Source organism: Peribacillus sp. SIMBA_075 (genome assembly GCF_046534585.1).
Window position 1 is genome coordinate 128,380 of sequence record NZ_JAWRYN010000004.1, and the last position, 19,505, is coordinate 147,884.

The window sequence follows — 19,505 nt, forward strand, 5'->3', positions numbered from 1 at the left end:
AAATGTCTGTATATTGAGGACATGATAAGTTAGCTTGAAAGGGGATAGGCTGTTGATACGAATAGGGGTAATAGGTACAAATTGGATCACGGAACGATTTTTGGAGGCTGTAAAGCATGTAGCGGATTTATCTTTAACCGCCGTGTATTCACGTACAGAAGCGAAAGCCAAGGAATTTGCCAATAAATACGATGTACATACGATTTTTACAAATTTAGAAGAAATGGCGGCCAGCGATGAGATCGATGCTGTATATATTGCCAGCCCTAACTCTCATCATTGCAGGCAAGCCGTGTTGTTTTTACAAAATAAAAAACATGTATTATGTGAAAAACCAATGGCCTCAAATGCGGCAGAAGTAATGGAAATGTTTGAAGCTGCAAAACAAAATGAAGTGCTATTGATGGAAGCGATGAAGTCGACCATCATGCCGAATTTCGAAAGTATAAAGGGGAATCTGGATAAAATCGGGAAGATACGACGTTTTTCGGGAAGCTTTTGTCAATATTCATCTCGCTATGATTCGTATAAACAAGGCACTGTGCTGAATGCATTCAATCCTGAATTCTCTAATGGTTCTTTAATGGATTTAGGTATTTATGTCCTCTATCCACTTGTTGTACTATTCGGTAAACCAAATAAGGTGCAGGCGTCAGGAACGATGCTTGAATCAGGAGTTGATGGACAGGGTACGATCTTGCTTTCCTATGATGAAATGGAGGCGGTCGTCATGTTTTCGAAGATTACCGAATCCAATTTGCCATCGGAAATTCAAGGTGAACTTGGAAGCATCCTCATTCAGAAAATTTCAGGACCGCAAGCGGTGGAAATCCAGTATCGGGATGGAACAACTGAAAGCATTTCGGCTAAACAGGATATGCCTACCATGTATTATGAAGCGAAAGAATTTGTTGAATTGATACAGCAGGGGAAAATGGAGTCCGATATAAATTCATATTCTAATTCACTGTTGACTATGGAAATCATGGATGAAGCAAGAAAGCAAATTGGCGTCGTCTTTCCTTCAGACCGATTATAAGAACTTAATTGGACATGGCCAAGCAGGAAGGATATAAATGGATGTTACTGTTACCCCTTAATTGGGTAGAATTTAGTACATGGAAATTTTTATTGTTGGAGGAATGGACATGAATTGCAAAATTAATCGTAATGCAGCAAAGGTCTTACAAAAAATGCTGGGCACTGATGAAGCCGAAGGGAAAATGATTCGTGTATATATCACGCATATGCATGGCGATCATGCCCATTATGAGATGAAACTAGATACACCGGCAGAGCATGATGAAATCGTCAAAACAGATAAAGATATCGATATCTTGCTTGATTCACGTGAGGAATTTCTGGATGGCGTCTGGATTAAATATTTTTATGTACCTGAAGAAGGCTTTGAAATCACGAACCCTTCTAAAGAGCCGCACGGACATCATCACAATTAAGATTAAGGGGGAGGATTTGGCATGAATCAAAAATACGAAAAGATCTTTCAACCATATAAATTTCCATCAGGGGTAGAAGTGAAAAATCGTATCATGATGGCTCCTATGACCACTTATTCTTCGGATGATCAAGGTGTTGTAACCGATGATGAACTGGCCTATTACGCTGAACGCTCGGCTGGTGTAGGTGCGGTGGTCACGGCATGTGCCTATGTATCTGCCGGAGGAAAGGGATTCCCGGGTCAATTTAGTGCAGATGACGATTCATTTATCCCATCTTTGAGAAAATTAGCGGAAACGATTCAGTCTAATGGGTCAAAAGCGATATTGCAAATATATCATGGAGGCCGGCAAAGTCCTCCGGAATTATTGCCAGATAGCCAACCTGTTTCTGCAAGTGCCATTGCTTCCAACGATGAAGCACCGGTACCGCGGGAAATGGGTGAGGATGAAATACAAGACGTAATTAAGGCATTTGGAGAAGCAACAAGAAGGGCCATCGAAGCAGGATTTGATGGTGTGGAAATCCATGGTGCCAATACTTACTTGCTTCAACAATTCTTCTCGCCACACTCGAACCGCCGTACGGATAAATGGGGCGGAACATTGGGAAAACGATTGATTTTCCCGCTTACCATTGTGAATGAAGTCGAGAGAACGGTTGCCGACCATGCAGAAAAGCCGTTTATAATTGGCTACCGCCTTTCTCCAGAAGAAGGCAGCAATCCTGGAATCACTTTGGATGATACGCTCCAGTTTGTTGATAGATTAGCGAATCAAAACCTGGATTATCTACATATATCGGTAGGTCACTTCTGGAATGGGTCTTTCCGTGAGAGTGATAGGACAAAGTCTCGCATCGTTAAGATCTACGACAAAGTTGGGAATCGTATCCCGGTTGTCGGTGTAGGGGCCCTGCATACCCCTGATGAAGTTGCAGAAGCTATGGAAACGGGTGTCCCATTTATCGCCCTTGGCCGTGAGCTTCTTATGGAACCGCATTGGATTGAAAAAATCAGGTCTGGAAAAGAAGTGGAAATACGGACAACCCTTTCGAAAAAAGATCAGGAAGAACTTGTCATTCCAGATCCGCTTTGGGAAAAGTTGATCGGGATAAAAGGTTGGCTCCCGGTTGTGGAGTGATGATGAAACACCATGAATAGATGAGTTACCCGTCCTCTATAGGTGGACGGGTTTTTGTTGCATTCACACAATAAACCGAGATTGAGAAACGGGCAAACCGATAAAATATCTGATGTGGAATTCAATTAAAATGTAACTGTCATACGTATATTACGCACATTCGAAACCGAGTATATTTAATTGCCGAAAAGCTTGTTTCTAGGGCAAATTGCTTTATTATTCTATTAGTTCAAAAAAGAATATCAACTTCGGCCAAAGTAGAAGCATTGAATCAGCAGAACGAACAAACGTTTATTTTAGTATTGGCACTCGATTTAATCATTTCATTACAGTGAATACTATCTATAACACATATGTTTTTACGAAGATTCTGTAGTCATATACTGAAAAAAATTATATAATTGCATTAATATTTGTACCAATAAATAAAATGTATTATTATCAATTTAATAAGATGGTATAAAAAGGGGCGTTGCAATGAAGTTTCCGCACGATTTTTTATTAGGAGCAGCCTCTGCTTCTTTTCAAATAGAAGGTGCATGGGATGAGGATGGAAAAGGTGTAACGAATTGGGATGTCTTTTCAAAGATTCCGGGGAAAACTTTTGAAGGTACAAACGGGGATGTAGCCATAGACCATTATCATCGTTACAAAGAGGATATTAAATTAATGGCAGAGATGGGACTTGAATCATATCGCTTCTCCATTTCATGGGCCCGTATTTTGCCAACAGGTGATGGGGAAGTAAATGAAAAAGGCTTGGAATTTTATAATAATGTGATTAATGAATGCTTAAAATATGGGATTGTTCCATTTGTTACGCTGTATCATTGGGATTTGCCTTTGACGCTTGAACGAGATGGGGGATGGACGAATAAGCGAACAGCTGAAGCATTCGTCAAGTATGCGGAGATTTGTTTTCGCGCATTCGGAGACCGCGTCAAACATTGGATCACGTTTAATGAAACGGTTATGTTTTGCGGTTTAGGGTATTTAAAAGGAGCGCACCCGCCTGGAATCCAAAACGATGAAAATAAATACTTTCAAGCGACACATTATGTTTTTTATGCACATGCCAAAGCGGTAGAGGTATACAAGGCACTGAATCATTACGGAGAAATTGGGATTACCCATGTTTTCCTGCCAGCTTACAGTATAGATGATAAACATGAGAATGTATTAGCTGCTCGGCATGCCAATGAATATGAAACTTTTTGGTATTATGACACAATTTTAAAAGGTGAATATCCATCTTATGTGGTTGAGCAATTAAAGGAGAAAGGCTGGACGCCAAGTTGGACTGAAGAAGAACTGGATACGTTAAAAAGAAATGCGGAGAACAATGATTTTATTGGACTAAATTATTACCAGCCCATTCGGGTGGAAAAAAATCGCGAAGCTGTTTCAAACGTGGAGCATTCAAGAGAAACATCTACCCTCGCTCCAGGGAACCCGTCTTTTGATGGCTTTTATCGGACCGTAAAAATGGAAGATAAAACATATACAAAATGGGGCTGGGAAATCTCACCTCAAGGATTTTTAGATGGGCTGCATATGTTAAAAGAGCGTTATGGTGATATTAAAATGTATGTTACAGAAAACGGACTTGGTGATGAGGATCCGATTATCGATGGTGAAATAGTGGATGTTCCCCGTATTAAATATATTGAGGAACACTTAAAAGTGATTAAGCGTGCAATCAAAGAAGGCATCCATATAAAAGGGTATTATGCATGGTCTGTCATTGATCTATTAAGTTGGTTAAACGGGTATAAGAAGCAATACGGATTTATTTACGTGGATCATCATGATCAGTTAAAACGAAAAAAGAAGCTGTCGTTTCATTGGTATAAGCATATTATCGAGACGAGAGGGGAAGAGCTGTAAATAATAAGAAAACCTCTTGATTTCAATCAAGAGGTTTTCTTATTTATAAGGTAATGATTGAATGCATCATTTAGTCGGACTAAGGTAAGAGCATGTTTGAGCAACCTTTTCAAACATGCTCTTTCTATTGTTCATTAATCAAGATTCCTGGTCTTAATTTGATCCAAATTAGTTTCAAAACTACACCATGAGCTGAATGGGGAATTAGTCGAAAGGTCAAACCTCCTGATTCCTAGTCTAAATCTCCGGCTTCAAATTTACCAGGCTGGAAGTATGGTCCCGGATTGTAATGTAAATGTAAAAAGATGCAAAAAGTTGTAAACAAATGTTAACGTTACTAACAATGTACAGTTTTACGTTTTACTGTATAATGTTGAAGCGTGGCAAGAACCATGTCAAATAACCTTACAAAAGGAGAGTGCATATGACGATTATTCCTTAGTTTTGGAAAGGCCCCCCGCATGTTTGTAGTGAACGAATCAGTCCCGTTGAAAGGATAGTATCCTCTACAATAGTTAATTTATTTTCGATCGTGTAACTCCCTCTTAAATGAAAGAATGTCATTTTTCCTGATGATGGTAGATTCCAATCTTAAAAAACGAATAAGGATGTGAGTTTGAAAAAGATGATAAAAGATTCTAGATTTCAGGGATATAACATGAAGGGTTTTCAAAAAGACGTAACGGCAGGATTGGTTGTAGGTGTTATAGCCATTCCTTTAGGGTTGGCTTTTTCAATTGCTTCAGGTGTCGAACCGATATACGGGTTATATACGACCATCATAGCTGGAATTCTCATATCGATTTTGGGTGGCTCCAAGTATCAAATTGGAGGACCAACCGGGGCGTTTGTTCCTTTATTATTTGGAATCGTTATGCAATATGGGTATGAAAGTCTGCTAATTGCCGGAATTTTAGCGGGAATGATATTAGTCTTGATGGGTCTTCTTAAGTTAGGCAATTTGATGAAGTTCATCCCCCGTCCAGTAATCATTGGATTTACAACAGGAATTGCGATAATAATCTTCTCGGGGCAAATTGCCAACTTCTTTGGTATGAAAGTGGAAAAACATGAAGCATTCATGGATAACATGAAGGAACTGGTGATTAAAGCAGACACGATCAATATATATAGTGTGTTTGTTGCGATCATATGTTTTGTCGTCATACTGCTGGCACCTAGACTCCTGCCACGAGTGCCAGGACCGCTCCTGGGTCTGCTAATATCCACAATGGCAGCTTACTTTTTATTTCCCGATAAGGTGGCTACAATTGGTTCCACGTATGGAGCGATTCCGAAAGGTTTTCCTGAATTCCAAGTGCCGGAGCTTTCAGTGGAGATCATTATCACCCTCCTTCCCGTTGCTTTTACCATTGCCTTGTTGGGCGGTGTCGAGTCATTGTTATCAGCTACAGTGGCCGATAATATGGGGGGAACCAAGCATGATAGTAATAAGGAATTGGTTGCCCAAGGGATTGCGAACATCACGACTCCATTCTTCGGTGGGATACCGGCAACAGGTGCTATTGCCAGGACAGCTACCAATATAAAAAGCGGGGCAGCCTCCCCGATGTCCGGAGTCATTCACGGAATTGTCGTTTTACTGGTTTTGCTAGTACTTTCTCCATATGCAGCGCATATACCTTTGGCTAGCATGGCGCCCATATTGATGTTTGTTGCCTGGAATATGAGTGAAAGAAAGGAATTCGCTCATGTATTGAAAACGAAGACGGCGGATTCGACGGTTTTGCTAGTCACCTTCCTCATCACTGTCTTCACTGATTTAATCATGGGAGTGGGAATCGGCTTATCGATTGCATTCATCACCTTCATTGCAAAAATGAGCCAAACGTTAAAGGTTAGGGAAAGAAGTAATGAGATCACTGAGATTGTTCCAATTGATAATTCGGATTCAAAGATCAACGTGTATAACTTGGAAGGTCCCCTCTTCTTTGGTTCGATAGACGTCCTGGAGTCATCGATATTGGCGAACCTGGATAATAAGACGAAAGTGTTGGTATTAAGCATGCGCCGGGTAACATATATGGACACTTCAGCAGAGGCTGCACTATTGGCGATTGTTAATCGAATCGGAAAATATAAGGGGAAATTAATCATTTCCGGAATCCAGCAGCAACCAAAGGAATTGTTACTCAGCACTGGTTTGTATCATAAGATAGAAAAACAGCACTTTTTTAAATCGAAAGAAGATGCCTTGTATTTTGCCAAGAAGCAGTTGAAGGGCAATTCTGATAAAGTAGTCTAATAGATTCATCCTCGAGGTCACCTTATAGGATAGTTATGTTATAGTATCGTTAACAGTAGATTTTAAAAGAAGGTGACTATCTGGGTGAATGTATATCGGATTGGCCAGCTTGCTGAACTTGCGAATGTTTCGAGGAGAACCATTGACTATTACACACAATTAGGAATGCTGAGCTATGAAAAAACTGGGTCAAGATATCGATATTATACCGAAGATGCTCTAAATCGTCTTCAAATGATTAATCGGTATAAAGAACAGAATATGCCGTTGACTGAAATCAAGGAACGGTTACTTGTTTGGTCTGAATCCACTGTTGATTCTGAGCAAGTGCTCTTGATGGTGGACAAGCTATCTACAGACCTTAAAGGACTGGAGAACGAATTGCTTGAATTAAAGCCTTTACTGGAACAGCTCGATGAACGGCAGTTAACATATGCTGCAAAACAGCTTTCCGTTCGGGGCAGCTCTTTATTGAGCATCATTGCCATGTTCTCTTAAGATTTTGCCAAAATAAGACCTGATTGGGTCTTTTTTTGTCCTTTTATTTACATGGGGTAATATCCTCAAAAACGTTTTCAAATCCTAGGCATGACTTTAACTTTTATATAAGATAGTGGTACTTTGTTGGAATGGCCAAATAATCTTTTTCGATAAAGATGAAGGATACTGGGGAATGGAAAAAGAAGAACATAAGTATCTACGACTATATGAAGAGGTGAGAGTGAATGATTGGATCAATAGTAACGACGGCTAAAGGTCATCTTCAAGGCACTTTGGAAAACGATATTTGCGTGTGGCGTGGAGTCAGGTATGCGAAAGCGCCGGTTGATTCTCTGCGTTTCCGCTCACCTGAGCCCGTTGAGAATTGGAGCGGTGTCATGGATGCAGTGGATTTTGGTCCCATTCCCCCACAGCTGATGGATCGGGCTGTAAGAACAGGAATGGCAGGAAATGAAAAAATGGATGAGGATTGCTTGTTCCTGAATATTTGGTCACCTAGAGCTGATGATAAAAAACGTCCTGTAATGGTGTGGATCCCTGGTGGAGCATATCTAACGGGAGCCGGATCTCTTGATATGTACAATGGACATTTATTGGCTAAGAATGGAGACGTAGTCGTTGTAAGCATAAACTATAGGCTGGGTGCACTGGGTTATTTGGATTTTACCGAGTTATCAGTTGATGGTGAAATATTCGAAACCAATTTAGGTTTACGTGATCAAGTGGCGTCTCTGAAATGGGTTAAAGAGAATATAGAAGCCTTTGGCGGCGACCCTGAAAATGTTACGATATTTGGAGAATCAGCGGGAGGGAATGCCGTAACGACCTTACTTACTGTCCCTTCTGCAAGGGGTCTTTTTAAACAGGCTATTGCAGAAAGTCCCGCTCCGACATCTGTTTACGGAAAAGGATTTGCACGCCAATTCAGTGAAAGGTTTCTTGAAATCTTGGGCATTGGAATGAAAGAAATCCATCGATTAAAAACACTTCCAGTTCAAGAAATTGTCACGGCGTCCTACCAACTCTTACGGCAGAACTCACAAGCCTTGCCGGGTTCCCTATCATTTGGACCTGTCGTGGATGGTGACTTCCTGCCTGATTATCCACTAGATTCGATTCGATCAGGAAAAGCAAAGGGAAAACCCTTGCTTATAGGAACAAATAGGGATGAAGCTACATTATTCGACCAGATGGATCACCCGTTAATCCCGACTAATCCAGAGATGATTCATAAAATGTTCGAAAATACTGATCCTGAGGCAAAAGAGCGAATTACGAATGCTTATTTGAACTACCCGGAAAAGGAGGCTTTGCTAGGCATTGGCCGTGATGCGACTTTCCATATTCCCTCGGTTTGGTATGCGGAGGCATACAGTCGCTTTGAAAAAACATGGATGTACCGTTTTGATTATAAAACGGCGGCAATGCGCATAAGTAAATTAGGGGCGACACATGGTATGGAAATTCCTTTTGCCTTCCAGACTTTCGACTCGTCATTGGGCAAACAGATTACTTCATATGGTTCCAGGCCAGCGGCTTTAAAGGTATCCAATAGAATCCAGGGCCATTGGGTCAACTTTGCTAAGCGTGGAAACCCAAATCCCCCGGAAGGTGAAGTATGGCCAAAATATGATGAAACCAATCACTACACAATGATTTTTGATAAAAAGGATTATATTGAAAAAGATCCTAACAGAATGATAAGGTTGGCATGGGAAGGAGTAGGGATTTACAAGTGAAATGTAGTGGATCGGAAGAAAGCGAGGAGAACATGGGCATCAATAAATATGTTAACGAAGTCATTGGCCCTTTTATCGAAGCGGGCTTTAGAAAAGTTTAATGAAGTCATTGGTGGATTGGAAAAGGCATGGAATCGATGTGTGGACGGACGGTGCCGAGCACTAATTTACTTTTTTGAGAGATTGGGTGAATTGAGCGCCCAATTGGTAGGGGCTGCAGGTGATGAAGTGATGGCAGTGTTAACTACAGCTAATCTGCATCAGCTTGCGGCCACCTTTTTTGAACCAAGAGCTGGCAGGAATAAGATTTTGGCGGAATGATTTCATATTCTTCATGGAATTTACCACCCCGGCTTTTCACCTGGGTTAAATGTGTCGAAGGATTCAGTCCATGTAATTGAAGCGGCTTTGAGTGCATAGATATCACTGGGAAAGGGTAGATCTGCAGAGATGAACGAGGAAAAGCGTTCATTGTACTTCCGACGATCTTATTTCGTAGCGGTCAGAGGTTAACAAAGGAAGCCCATGCGCGTATAATCGAGATTGGATTCGATGCCTGTCATTCCGTGGGTGCCATTCCGCATCGGTTTGACAAGTGGGAAGTGCCCCCCCATATATTAAGCATAGGCCTTTTGGGCTCGCTAGAAATGATTACGGAAGTAGGAATAAAACAAGTCCGGAAAAAATCTTTGAGGTTGACTCAATATCTTATGGATTTAATCGATTCGGAATTATCGGGATAGGGATTTGAAATTGGCAGCCCAAGAGATGAATCAAAAAGGGGAGGTCATATCATCATTGAACATCAAGAAGGTTGCAAGAATATGTAAAACATTGAAACAAGACGCTATCATACCCGATTATCGTGAACCGAATATGATTCGTCTAGCACCTGTTGCTCTTTATACCTCTTTTCAGGAAGCTTATGAAACGGTACAGGTCCTTAAAAAGATCATGGATGGCAGGTTATATGAAAACTATGAAAATAAAAGGGGAATCATTGCCTAGAATGGAGCACCATATGGAGAAAAGTAAACTGCAACGTGAATTATCATCGAATCAAATCACAATGATTGCCATGGGATGTGCAATAGGCACCGGATTATTTTTGGGAAGTGGCCTTGCGATTTCGACGGCAGGTCCAAGTGTACTGATCAGCTATGCAATAGGTGCATTCATTGTCCTTCTATTGATGGGCTGTTTGGCGGAAATGACTGTAGCTTATCCAACATCGGGATCCTTTGGAACCATTGCTGAAAAATATATAAGTCCATTTGCGGGTTTTGTTGTGAGGTATTCATATTGGATAGCGAATGTCCTGGCCATTGGTGTCGAAGTGAGTGCCATCGCTGTATATATGAAATATTGGTTCCCGGATGTACCAGGAAGCATTTGGATCTTCCTTTTTGCTGCATTGCTTATCTATGTAAATGCAACGAGTGTCAATACATTCGGGAATTTTGAGTATATTTTTTCAATGATCAAAATTAGCGCCATTGTCATTTTCATTCTACTGGGCGCCTACGTGGTGATTGGCGCCGAACCTTCAAGCGGGATCGGTGTAGAGAACTATGCCAATGATGGAGGTTTTATGCCTTTTGGGTTTTGGGGGCTTTGGGTCGCTATATTTATTTCTCTCTTCAGCTTCTTAGGAACGGAGTTGATTGCGGTTACGGCGGGAGAAGCAAAGGACCCTGATATTGCCGTCCCTAAAGCTTTGAAGGCAACTGTCTTAAGGCTTACCACTTTTTATGTACTGACAATCGGGCTCATGTTACTAATTGTACCCTGGCAATCCGCTGGTATTGATAAAAGCCCATTTGTTAGGGTGATGGAAATCCTGAATATTCCTGGAGCATCGGGGATAATGAATTTCATTATTTTAACGGCGGCTTTATCTGCAATGAATAGTCAATTATATGCCTCCACCAGAATGATATTTTCATTATCCGAGCAAAAGCAGGCTCCAGCCCTATTTCAAAAAGTAAGCCGGAAAGGAGTCCCGATAAGGGCCCTTCTCATATCCACTTTGGGCATATTTCTTGCTGCAGGAGTAAAGGTCCTTCTCCCGGATACTTCATATGCATTCATGATGGGGGTATCGATGTTCGGTGCCATTTTAACCTGGTTCATGGTGTTCATCTCCCATTTATTTTTTAGAAAGAGGTGGGAGAAATCAGGGGGGCGTAAATTACCGGTTAAAATGTATGGCTTTCCGTATTTAACGATTCTTGGTGCATTACTTTTGTTTGCTTTGACGGTATCTACTTGGTTCACTGGCCCGTTTAAAATCGTTCTCCAGTTCGGTGTACCTTGGCTGGTCTTTCTTTGCATCGTCTATTTATTAATGTCGAAAATCAAAAGAAGGTAAAGGGAAAGAGGGATGGTATGGATAAGGGACCAATGGATAAAGATGGTTTGGAAGAAGGTATGGTAACTGATTTTGATAAGGATATGTCCTATGGGGACTACCTGCAATTAAATCAAATATTATCAAGTCAGCATCGGCTTTCCGGTCATCACGATGAAATGTTGTTCATCGTTATTCACCAAACAAGTGAATTATGGATGAAATTGATCCTCCATGAATTGACTGCAGCAAAGGACCATATTGAGGCAGGACGTTTGGAGCCATCCTTTAAGATGCTATCCAGAGTGGCTAGGATCCAACAGCAACTTATTCAATCCTGGAATGTGCTTTCGACCTTAACGCCATCTGATTATATGGAGTTCCGGGAGAAACTAGGAAACTCTTCAGGGTTTCAATCATTTCAGAACAGGTTGATAGAATTTGCGATGGGTCAAAAGAATTCGCAAATATTGGCCGTTTTCCGTCATCAGCCTGAGCTTTATGAGTCGATGAAAGCAACTTTGAATAAACCTAGTATTTATGATGCGGCTATAGGGGCATTGGCTGCAAGAGGGCTTCCTGTTGATGAATCGGTCTTGAACAGGGATTGGCCTGAAACCTATCGGGAAAATGCCAGTGTTGAAAGCGCGTGGCTGACAGTTTACCGTGACGTGCATAAATATTGGGATTTGTATGAGCTGGCCGAAAAACTCGTTGATATTGGAAGTCAGCAACAATTCTGGAGATTCAATCATATGAGCACTGTAGAGCGTATCATCGGTAATAAGACGGGAACGGGCGGATCATCCGGTGTAAGTTATCTGAAGAAAGTGGTCGAACAGCCATTTTTTCCTGAGCTTTGGACATTAAGGACCAAGCTGTAAGATTTGACTGGAGGGGAATATGCATGAGTCAATGGTTAGATATTTCCAGCACCTTAATGAAAGTTCGCGATATTGGCCTGGAGAAACGCAATATTCATTTTGGTTGAATTCATTAACGGAAGGGTCATCCGTCAACGTAGGGGAAATTCGGATGAGTACCCATTTAGGAATCCATATTGGATGCTCCCTTTCATTTTGATGGATAGGAAAAAAACATCACCGAACTTGATCTTGATTTATACTATGACCTTAGCCGTTTTCCTGAATGGATTCCACCGGTTGAAGTAAATCCAGCCAAAGCAACCTGACCCCTTTTTTTTAGGCTGAGGGATTCCTATCCTGGAAGGGCTTGTTCTTGACGAGGTGGAGTCTGGGTTGTACGATTTGGCTGCTTTGCCGCTTGCAATAGAAAGAGAGGATGGCAGTCCGGTCAAGGCCGTGGAGAAAAAGATAGGCTGATAAGGGGGATATGGGAATGGGCAAAATTGGAGTTTATGGATCTTCCTTCGATCCAGTCACCAATGTGCATTTATGGACAGCATCCACCATTGCGCATCGTGCTAAGCTAGACAAGGTGATTTTTTTGCCATGTGCAAATGGACGTATCGATAAACAGATGAAAACGAGCAATGAACACCGTTGGGAGATGCTTGGGCTCGCAATAGGGGGCAACCCGTTATTCGAAGTTAGTGATTATGAAATTAATGAACGCGCTGGAATGAGTAAACAATATACTTGGTATACGATGGAATATTTTAAATCACGATATCCAAAGGATGAAGTTTATTTCATTATGGGTGCAGATTTACTTGAGGATATTGACAATCAGGAGTTACCGGTACACTTACGATGGAAATTCAGGGAAAAATTGATTGCCAATCATAAATTCATCGTCATGGCACGGGATGGGATCGATATGTTAAAAATCATATCGAAAAGTCCGTTGCTTAGGAATTATGATGATGGCAATACATTCCACCTTATAGATAAAGGCCTTTCAATGGAAATTAGTTCTACATATATAAGGGATGAACTTGCGATGGGAGGGGAACCAAGATATTTACTGCCTGATCAGTGTTATCAGTATATTGTGGACAATAAGCTATATAAAAAAGAATCAAATCCTTAAGTGTTAGCTGGGGATGAATGGGCTCGATCTCTCCGTTGGATCGAGCTCCTTTCGTTTGGAAAATGCATTAACCTTATATACGTGAATAAGTTTAAATAAAGGACTGGTGAAAAACAAAAAACATAGTTGACAACTTGGTATACTTTGTTTTATGGTAATGATACATAAAATCAGAATATTCGCTGATCAGAGAACTGAAGGCATACTATCTCCTTGAATAAAATTAAGAAGGGAATAGTATGCCTTTTTTGTTGCAAAAAGTGAAAAACGGGAGGAAGTTCATGAAAAAATTGATGATATTGACAAGTTTGATATTGGCTTTCGGTGTACTCGCAGGATGCAACTCGGAAAAAACGGAAGGGGACGGAACATCAAAGCCAGTCGAGCTATTGAATGTGTCATATGATCCGACACGTGAATTGTACCAGGAATTCAATGAAGCGTTTGTGAAGCATTGGAAAGAAGAATCGGGTCAGGATGTATCGATTCAACAATCCCATGGCGGGTCTGGTAAACAGGGCAGGGCCGTTATTGATGGATTGGAAGCGGATGTCGTTACATTGGCATTGGCCTATGATATTGATGCCATTTATGAAGCTAGTAACCTATTAGCGGAGGATTGGCAGAAACGTTTACCGGAAAACTCGACACCTTACACATCAACCATTGTATTTTTGGTGAAAAAAAATAACCCTAAAGGCATTAAAGATTGGGATGATCTAATCAAAAAGGATGTATCCGTCATTACACCAAATCCAAAGACAAGCGGAGGGGCAAGGTGGAATTATCTGGCTGCATGGGCATATGCAGAGAAGAAATTCGGTAGTGACGAAACAAAGGTTAAGGATTTCATGAAAAAGCTTTATCAGAATGTTGAGGTTCTGGATTCAGGGGCACGGGGTGCAACCACCACTTTTGTAGAAAGGGGAATTGGTGACGTACTTATTGCTTGGGAGAATGAAGCCTATTTAACACTTGAAGAATTCGGTGATGACAAATATGAAATCGTCAATCCCTCCATCAGTATATTAGCAGAGCCACCGGTAGCTGTTGTTGACAAGGTGGCCGAGAAAAAAGGAACAAAGGAAGTGGCTGAAGCCTACCTGGAATACTTATATTCGGATGCCGGTCAGGAAATTGCCGCGAAAAACTTCTATCGTCCAAGGGATGAGAAGATACTCGCTAAATATGAAGACCAATTTGCAAATATCGATATGGTGACCGTTGATGATACGTTTGGCGGGTGGAAAAAAGCCCAAGAAACACATTTCAATGACGGTGGTACATTTGACGAAATTTATCAACCGCAATAAGCAGGGGGGAGAAGATGGATAGACACATCTTCTCCTTCATAATAAGAAGAAGAGCTGGGGCGAAGCGATGAATATAATGACAGAAGGTAAACAGAAGAAAAAGAGGACTATACCCGGTTTTGGTTTGACGATGGGTTTTACGTTGCTGTATCTCTCCATCATCGTTTTGATTCCATTATCCATGGTTTTTCTAAACACATTTTCAATGGGATTTCAGGATTTTTGGGCGACCATAACTGAACCAAGGGTTGTCGCTTCGTATAAATTGAGTTTTTTATCAGCGTTAACTGCGGCCTTCGTGAACGCAGTTTTTGGCGTTTTAATTGCCTGGGTGCTTACTCGTTATGAGTTTCCCGGCAAACGGATCATCGATGGGCTGGTGGATTTGCCTTTTGCCCTGCCGACTGCTGTGGCAGGGATTACTTTGACCACTTTGTACTCACCGAACGGGTGGATTGGGCAATTTTTCAACTTTAAAATCGCTTTCACCCCTACCGGGATCATCATCGCCCTTATATTTATAGGTCTCCCATTCGTGGTGCGGATGGTTCAGCCGGTACTTGAAAATATAGAAAAAGGGATGGAAGAAGCATCTGCTTCTCTAGGGGCGAATCGAATGCAGACATTCATTAAAATTATCTTTCCGGAATTGATTCCAGCAATATTGACGGGTTTTGCACTTTCTTTTGCGAGAGCACTTGGAGAGTATGGATCCGTTGTCTTCATTGCTGGAAATATGCCATTTAAAACGGAGATTTCCCCGCTGATCATCATGACAAAGCTTGAACAGTATGATTATGAAGGTGCAACAGCGGTAGCAGCCGTCATGCTCATTATTACATTTATAATTTTGTTCACCATCAATATCTTACAATGGTGGACTGGCAAAAGATATTCAGGGAAGTAGGAGGGGACATGTTGGAACATGATAATTCAGTGGTTGTAAATACGAATGATCCAGTCATTATAACGAGAAACACAACAAAAGAGCCTAAATCCATACAGTGGGTCCTTATTTCCATTGTATTGCTATTTCTGACTTTGTTTTTAGTTGTCCCATTAATCGCAATCTTTGTAAAGGCCTTTGAAAAAGGTGCTGAAGCTTATTTTGCGGCTATTGCACACCCTGATACATTGGCTGCAATTAAATTAACATTGATAGTTGTTCTCATCACCTTGCCACTCAATGCCATATTTGGGATAGTGGCTGCGTGGACAATTACAAAATATGATTTTAAGGGAAAAAACTTCTTAATAACGTTGATTGATTTGCCTTTTTCCGTTTCACCCGTCATTGCAGGGTTGATATTTGTCCTTCTGTTCGGCCTACATGGAACACTTGGTCCATTGCTGCAAACCTTTGACATTAAAGTGATCTTTTCAATACCAGGGATTGTCATCGCTTCCATTTTCATTACCTTCCCATTCATTGCGCGTGAATTGATCCCGCTCATGCAAAGTCAGGGGACGTCTGAAGAAGAGGCATCACTCACGCTGGGGGCGGGAGGGTTCAAGACATTTTGGTATGTGACGCTTCCCAATATAAAATGGGGACTTCTATATGGAATCATCCTTTGCAATGCAAGGATAATTGGGGAGTTTGGAGCTGTATCGGTCGTATCGGGCCATATACGGGGGATGACAAATACGATGCCGCTTCATATTGAAATCTTATACAATGAATATCAATTTTCGGCCGCTTTTGCCGTTGCATCCCTGATGTCCATTTTTGCAATCATAACCTTGATCATTAAAAGTTTCATAGAATGGAAAACCGACTTTAAATCAACCAAAGCGAGTTAGGAGGAAGGAAATGAGTATCATCATTGAAAATGTTACAAAATATTACGGGTCCTATCAAGCACTCCAGAACATCGATTTGGAAATAAAGAGCGGGGAACTCGTAGCCCTTCTTGGCCCTTCCGGATCTGGAAAAACGTCATTATTGCGTATCATCGCGGGGCTTGAACAGGCAGAGAACGGAAAGATCCTCTTCAATGAAGAGAATTACACGCATAAGCATGTAAAAGATCGGAATGTAGGTTTTGTCTTTCAGCATTATGCCCTTTTTCGTAATATGACCATTTTTGATAATATTGCCTATGGATTAAAGGTCCGCCCTAGAAAAATAAGGCCCAGTAAAAAAGTGATTGAACAAAAGGTTACCGAATTGCTTCAGCTCGTCAAGCTGGAAGGCTATAAAGATCGTTACCCATCCCAATTATCAGGGGGGCAGCGCCAGCGTGTAGCATTGGCAAGGGCACTTGCGGTTGAACCGAATATTCTTTTGCTTGATGAACCATTCGGGGCATTGGATGCTAAAGTTCGAAAAGAACTTCGGCGTTGGCTAAGAAGGCTTCATGATGAATTCAATGTTACGAGTGTGTTCGTGACGCATGATCAAGAAGAGGCGATGGATGTTGCTGATCGGGTCGTTATCATGAATGAAGGGAAAATTGAACAGATTGGAACTCCGGAAGAAGTGTATGATCATCCGAAAAATCCATTTGTTTATGATTTTCTCGGCAGTGTCAATCTTTTTAAGGGCAACGTTCACCAAGGGAAATTGGTAACTGGGAATGTGGAAATGAATGCTCCGGACAGTGAAGATGGAGAGAGTACGGGTTATGTAAGGGCTCATAACTTTATAATAGAAAGAGAATCATCAGGAAAGGATTCGATTGCATCCATTATTGATCACATTCATACAATTGGCCCCATTGTCCGGATAGAAGTGATTCGTCAGGATACAAACGAACCGCTAGAAATCGAACTGACAAAAGAGCATTATATGAATCTGGAAATAAGGAAAGGTGAAAGGGTGTTTGTCCGACCAAAAGAATTGAAAGTCTTTGTCGACTATATGGCTGGAATTTAGCAGGGGTCGAATATTGACGAAAAAACCGCTGAGAGCGGTTTTTTAGTTTTTAATGAGGATATTAGTGACTACCCTATATGAAAGGTTATAAGCTGGCATCAGCTACAGAGTTGATATGCGGTTTGGATTTTGGTGAGTTTTTACCGCCAATAGTCTATGGTCCCTTGGTTCTAAACACTAGATAGAAAGTCTTGCATCAAAAAACGAAGATGCTTATGTAAAATATTGGTTGGTTTATCACAGGAAAAAGTCGAATTTTTATATATTATGTTAAAAATGAAATGTAAATGTAACATTGTTATTACGTATTTGACAAAATCTGATGATATACTACGACTTAGGTAAAAACATAGAAGAGTTTCAGCAATGTATTCAATAGTATTACAACCTTAGAAGATTACATAATGAGTAAAAAAAATAGAGAAGAGTTCCCAGCAATTTATTTTGACTAATTATTTTTCATAGAGAAAAAGATGTGGGTCGATGGAAATGCAAGGGGAGGAAAGCAGGGGAAATGAGTTTGAAGAAAAAACTTATCGTTTTGAACACGACAATTATGCTAGGCTTAGGAAGCGCTTTTGCCATCCCGTCGGTTAAAGCTGAATCTATCTCGGATATTCAATCGCAACGCACAGGAGTACAATCAGATATTTCAGAGGCAGAACAGGTTATTAAGGAATTGAAAAATGAACAATCGAAAATGAATTCCCAAATTGCCCAGATAGAAACGGCAATGAAAGAAAATGACCAAAAAATTAAAAACACTAAACAAGAAATTAATGACACCGAAAAAGACATAGATTCTTTAAAGAAGGAAATTAAAGCTTTGGAAGAAAGAATCGCAAAACGTGAGGAAGTCTTGAAAGAGCGTGCCCTTTCATTCCAAGAGAGCGGTGGAGACGTTGACTACCTAGAAGTTGTTTTAGGTTCTAAAAGCTTTGGTGAATTCGTTAATCGTGTTGGAGCGGTAGCTACCATTGTGGAAGCTGACCAACAGATTCTTAAGGAGCAGGAAGCGGATAAAGCTGACTTAGAAAAAAAACAAGCGACTGTTGAGGGAAAATTGCAGAGCCTGAAGGATATGGAAGTGGAGCTTAAAGGCATGCAATCCCAAATTGCAGATCAAAAAGCAGAAACTGTGAAGATGAAGGCAAAGAGTGAAAAGAAGGAATCGGAAACAGCTGCCCTTAAACAATCTTTAGAGAATAAAGATGCAGGTTTGGAAGCGCAAATAGCATCCATTCGTGAAGATATCAAAAAAGAGGAAGAACGTAAAGCATCAGAGAAAGCAGAACTTGACCGTGCTGCTAAAGAAGTGAGTTCTTCAAACTCTTCTAGCGAAGAATCATCAAATTCTTCTAGTGAAGAATCATCAAGTTCGCCTAAAGGTGAAGCATCTGCATCAGGTTCGTCTAAAGGTGAATCATCATCATCTTCAAATTCATCTAAAAACAGTTTTGCTAATAAACCTGCAGCGAGTAAAACTGAAACATCAAGTAAGCCAAGCAGTGCAAACACTGGCTCTGCAATTACAGCAGGGTATAAATATATCGGTAACTCCACATATAAATTTGGTGGCGGAAGAACGGCTTCCGATATTGCTAACGGCCGATTCGATTGTTCAGCGTTCGTTGCATGGGCTTATAGACAGGCTGGTGTGAACCTTCCACCAAGTACGGATGCATTGAAAAGTGCAGGACGTCAAGTATCTAAAAGCCAAATGCAACCTGGAGATCTAGTATTTTTCAATACCTATAAAACTGATGGGCATGTCGGTATTTATGTCGGCGGCGGCAAGTTTATCGGTTCTCAAAGTTCAACAGGTGTTGCTATCGCCAATATGAATAGTGGATATTGGGCAGGGGTATTCAATGGCCGTGTCGTTCGTGTAAATTAATAGTTCATTAATAAGCAGGGGAGTAAACGCTCCTGCTTTTTTTTTATATTTTTTTTGAAAA

17 protein-coding genes are annotated in these 19,505 nt (G+C 40.9%); all 17 read left to right on the forward strand.

What is annotated here, in order from left to right; genetic code table 11:
- Nucleotides 1-52: 52 nt before the first annotated feature.
- On the forward strand, nucleotides 53-1,039 hold the full coding sequence (locus SB775_RS05425; protein WP_061462151.1) for a Gfo/Idh/MocA family protein: 987 nt from the start codon (nucleotides 53-55) through the stop codon (nucleotides 1,037-1,039).
- Between the two features lie 109 nt (nucleotides 1,040-1,148).
- Nucleotides 1,149-1,457 (forward strand): iron-sulfur cluster assembly accessory protein, encoded by a 309-nt coding sequence (locus SB775_RS05430; protein WP_061462152.1) that lies wholly within the window; start codon nucleotides 1,149-1,151, stop codon nucleotides 1,455-1,457.
- A gap of 21 nt (nucleotides 1,458-1,478) precedes the next feature.
- Nucleotides 1,479-2,600: an NADH-dependent flavin oxidoreductase gene (locus tag SB775_RS05435; protein WP_410860779.1), complete on the forward strand. Its 1,122-nt coding sequence runs from the start codon at nucleotides 1,479-1,481 to the stop codon at nucleotides 2,598-2,600.
- A 477-nt stretch (nucleotides 2,601-3,077) separates the two neighbouring features.
- The gene (locus tag SB775_RS05440; RefSeq protein WP_410860780.1) at nucleotides 3,078-4,487 is read left to right on the forward strand and encodes a glycoside hydrolase family 1 protein; all 1,410 of its coding nucleotides are present in this window, start codon (nucleotides 3,078-3,080) and stop codon (nucleotides 4,485-4,487) included.
- Nucleotides 4,488-5,112: 625 nt separating this feature from the next.
- Nucleotides 5,113-6,753: a SulP family inorganic anion transporter gene (locus SB775_RS05445; RefSeq protein WP_410860822.1), complete on the forward strand. Its 1,641-nt coding sequence runs from the start codon at nucleotides 5,113-5,115 to the stop codon at nucleotides 6,751-6,753.
- A gap of 84 nt (nucleotides 6,754-6,837) precedes the next feature.
- A complete protein-coding gene (locus tag SB775_RS05450) occupies nucleotides 6,838-7,251 on the forward strand; it encodes a MerR family transcriptional regulator (RefSeq protein WP_410860781.1) in 414 nt (137 codons plus the stop codon).
- Nucleotides 7,252-7,478: 227 nt separating this feature from the next.
- Complete coding sequence (locus SB775_RS05455; protein ID WP_410860782.1) at nucleotides 7,479-8,993, forward strand: carboxylesterase/lipase family protein; 1,515 nt, start codon at nucleotides 7,479-7,481, stop codon at nucleotides 8,991-8,993.
- Nucleotides 8,994-8,999: 6 nt separating this feature from the next.
- Nucleotides 9,000-9,314 carry a hypothetical protein gene (locus SB775_RS05460; RefSeq protein ID WP_410860783.1) on the forward strand — a complete coding sequence of 105 codons (315 nt, stop codon included), beginning with the start codon at nucleotides 9,000-9,002 and terminating at the stop codon, nucleotides 9,312-9,314.
- Nucleotides 9,315-9,791: 477 nt separating this feature from the next.
- A complete protein-coding gene (locus SB775_RS05465) occupies nucleotides 9,792-10,001 on the forward strand; it encodes a kynureninase/PvdN C-terminal domain-containing protein (protein WP_141133703.1) in 210 nt (69 codons plus the stop codon).
- Between the two features lies 1 nt (nucleotide 10,002).
- Nucleotides 10,003-11,364, forward strand: a complete 1,362-nt coding sequence (locus SB775_RS05470; RefSeq protein ID WP_089364712.1) for an amino acid permease — start codon at nucleotides 10,003-10,005, stop codon at nucleotides 11,362-11,364.
- Nucleotides 11,365-11,381: 17 nt separating this feature from the next.
- Nucleotides 11,382-12,227, forward strand: a complete 846-nt coding sequence (gene kynA / locus SB775_RS05475; protein WP_089364713.1) for a tryptophan 2,3-dioxygenase — start codon at nucleotides 11,382-11,384, stop codon at nucleotides 12,225-12,227.
- Nucleotides 12,228-12,702: 475 nt separating this feature from the next.
- Nucleotides 12,703-13,356 carry a nicotinate (nicotinamide) nucleotide adenylyltransferase gene (gene nadD / locus SB775_RS05480; RefSeq protein ID WP_410860784.1) on the forward strand — a complete coding sequence of 218 codons (654 nt, stop codon included), beginning with the start codon at nucleotides 12,703-12,705 and terminating at the stop codon, nucleotides 13,354-13,356.
- Between the two features lie 281 nt (nucleotides 13,357-13,637).
- Entirely contained in the window at nucleotides 13,638-14,669 is a 1,032-nt protein-coding gene (locus tag SB775_RS05485; RefSeq protein WP_410860785.1) for a sulfate ABC transporter substrate-binding protein, read from the forward strand.
- Nucleotides 14,670-14,745: 76 nt separating this feature from the next.
- Complete coding sequence (gene cysT, locus SB775_RS05490; RefSeq protein ID WP_375166307.1) at nucleotides 14,746-15,576, forward strand: sulfate ABC transporter permease subunit CysT; 831 nt, start codon at nucleotides 14,746-14,748, stop codon at nucleotides 15,574-15,576.
- Between the two features lie 29 nt (nucleotides 15,577-15,605).
- Nucleotides 15,606-16,472 carry a sulfate ABC transporter permease subunit CysW gene (gene cysW / locus SB775_RS05495; RefSeq protein ID WP_410860823.1) on the forward strand — a complete coding sequence of 289 codons (867 nt, stop codon included), beginning with the start codon at nucleotides 15,606-15,608 and terminating at the stop codon, nucleotides 16,470-16,472.
- Nucleotides 16,473-16,482: 10 nt separating this feature from the next.
- A complete protein-coding gene (locus tag SB775_RS05500; protein ID WP_410860786.1) occupies nucleotides 16,483-17,547 on the forward strand; it encodes a sulfate/molybdate ABC transporter ATP-binding protein in 1,065 nt (354 codons plus the stop codon).
- A gap of 514 nt (nucleotides 17,548-18,061) precedes the next feature.
- Nucleotides 18,062-19,444: a C40 family peptidase gene (locus SB775_RS05505; RefSeq protein ID WP_410860787.1), complete on the forward strand. Its 1,383-nt coding sequence runs from the start codon at nucleotides 18,062-18,064 to the stop codon at nucleotides 19,442-19,444.
- The last annotated feature ends 61 nt before the right edge of the window (nucleotides 19,445-19,505 follow it).

Bases quoted from the DNA above. Each gene is read 5' to 3' on its own strand.
- SB775_RS05435 (WP_410860779.1), top strand. From the start codon at position 1,479: ATGAATCAAAAATACGAAAAGATCTTTCAACCATATAAATTTCCATCA.
- SB775_RS05455 (WP_410860782.1), top strand. From the start codon at position 7,479: ATGATTGGATCAATAGTAACGACGGCTAAAGGTCATCTTCAAGGCACT.
- nadD (WP_410860784.1), top strand. From the start codon at position 12,703: ATGGGCAAAATTGGAGTTTATGGATCTTCCTTCGATCCAGTCACCAAT.
- SB775_RS05430 (WP_061462152.1), top strand. From the start codon at position 1,149: ATGAATTGCAAAATTAATCGTAATGCAGCAAAGGTCTTACAAAAAATG.
- SB775_RS05470 (WP_089364712.1), top strand. From the start codon at position 10,003: ATGGAGCACCATATGGAGAAAAGTAAACTGCAACGTGAATTATCATCG.
- SB775_RS05445 (WP_410860822.1), top strand. From the start codon at position 5,113: ATGATAAAAGATTCTAGATTTCAGGGATATAACATGAAGGGTTTTCAA.
- kynA (WP_089364713.1), top strand. From the start codon at position 11,382: ATGGATAAGGGACCAATGGATAAAGATGGTTTGGAAGAAGGTATGGTA.
- SB775_RS05440 (WP_410860780.1), top strand. From the start codon at position 3,078: ATGAAGTTTCCGCACGATTTTTTATTAGGAGCAGCCTCTGCTTCTTTT.
- SB775_RS05505 (WP_410860787.1), top strand. From the start codon at position 18,062: ATGAGTTTGAAGAAAAAACTTATCGTTTTGAACACGACAATTATGCTA.
- SB775_RS05500 (WP_410860786.1), top strand. From the start codon at position 16,483: ATGAGTATCATCATTGAAAATGTTACAAAATATTACGGGTCCTATCAA.
- cysT (WP_375166307.1), top strand. From the start codon at position 14,746: ATGACAGAAGGTAAACAGAAGAAAAAGAGGACTATACCCGGTTTTGGT.
- SB775_RS05485 (WP_410860785.1), top strand. From the start codon at position 13,638: ATGAAAAAATTGATGATATTGACAAGTTTGATATTGGCTTTCGGTGTA.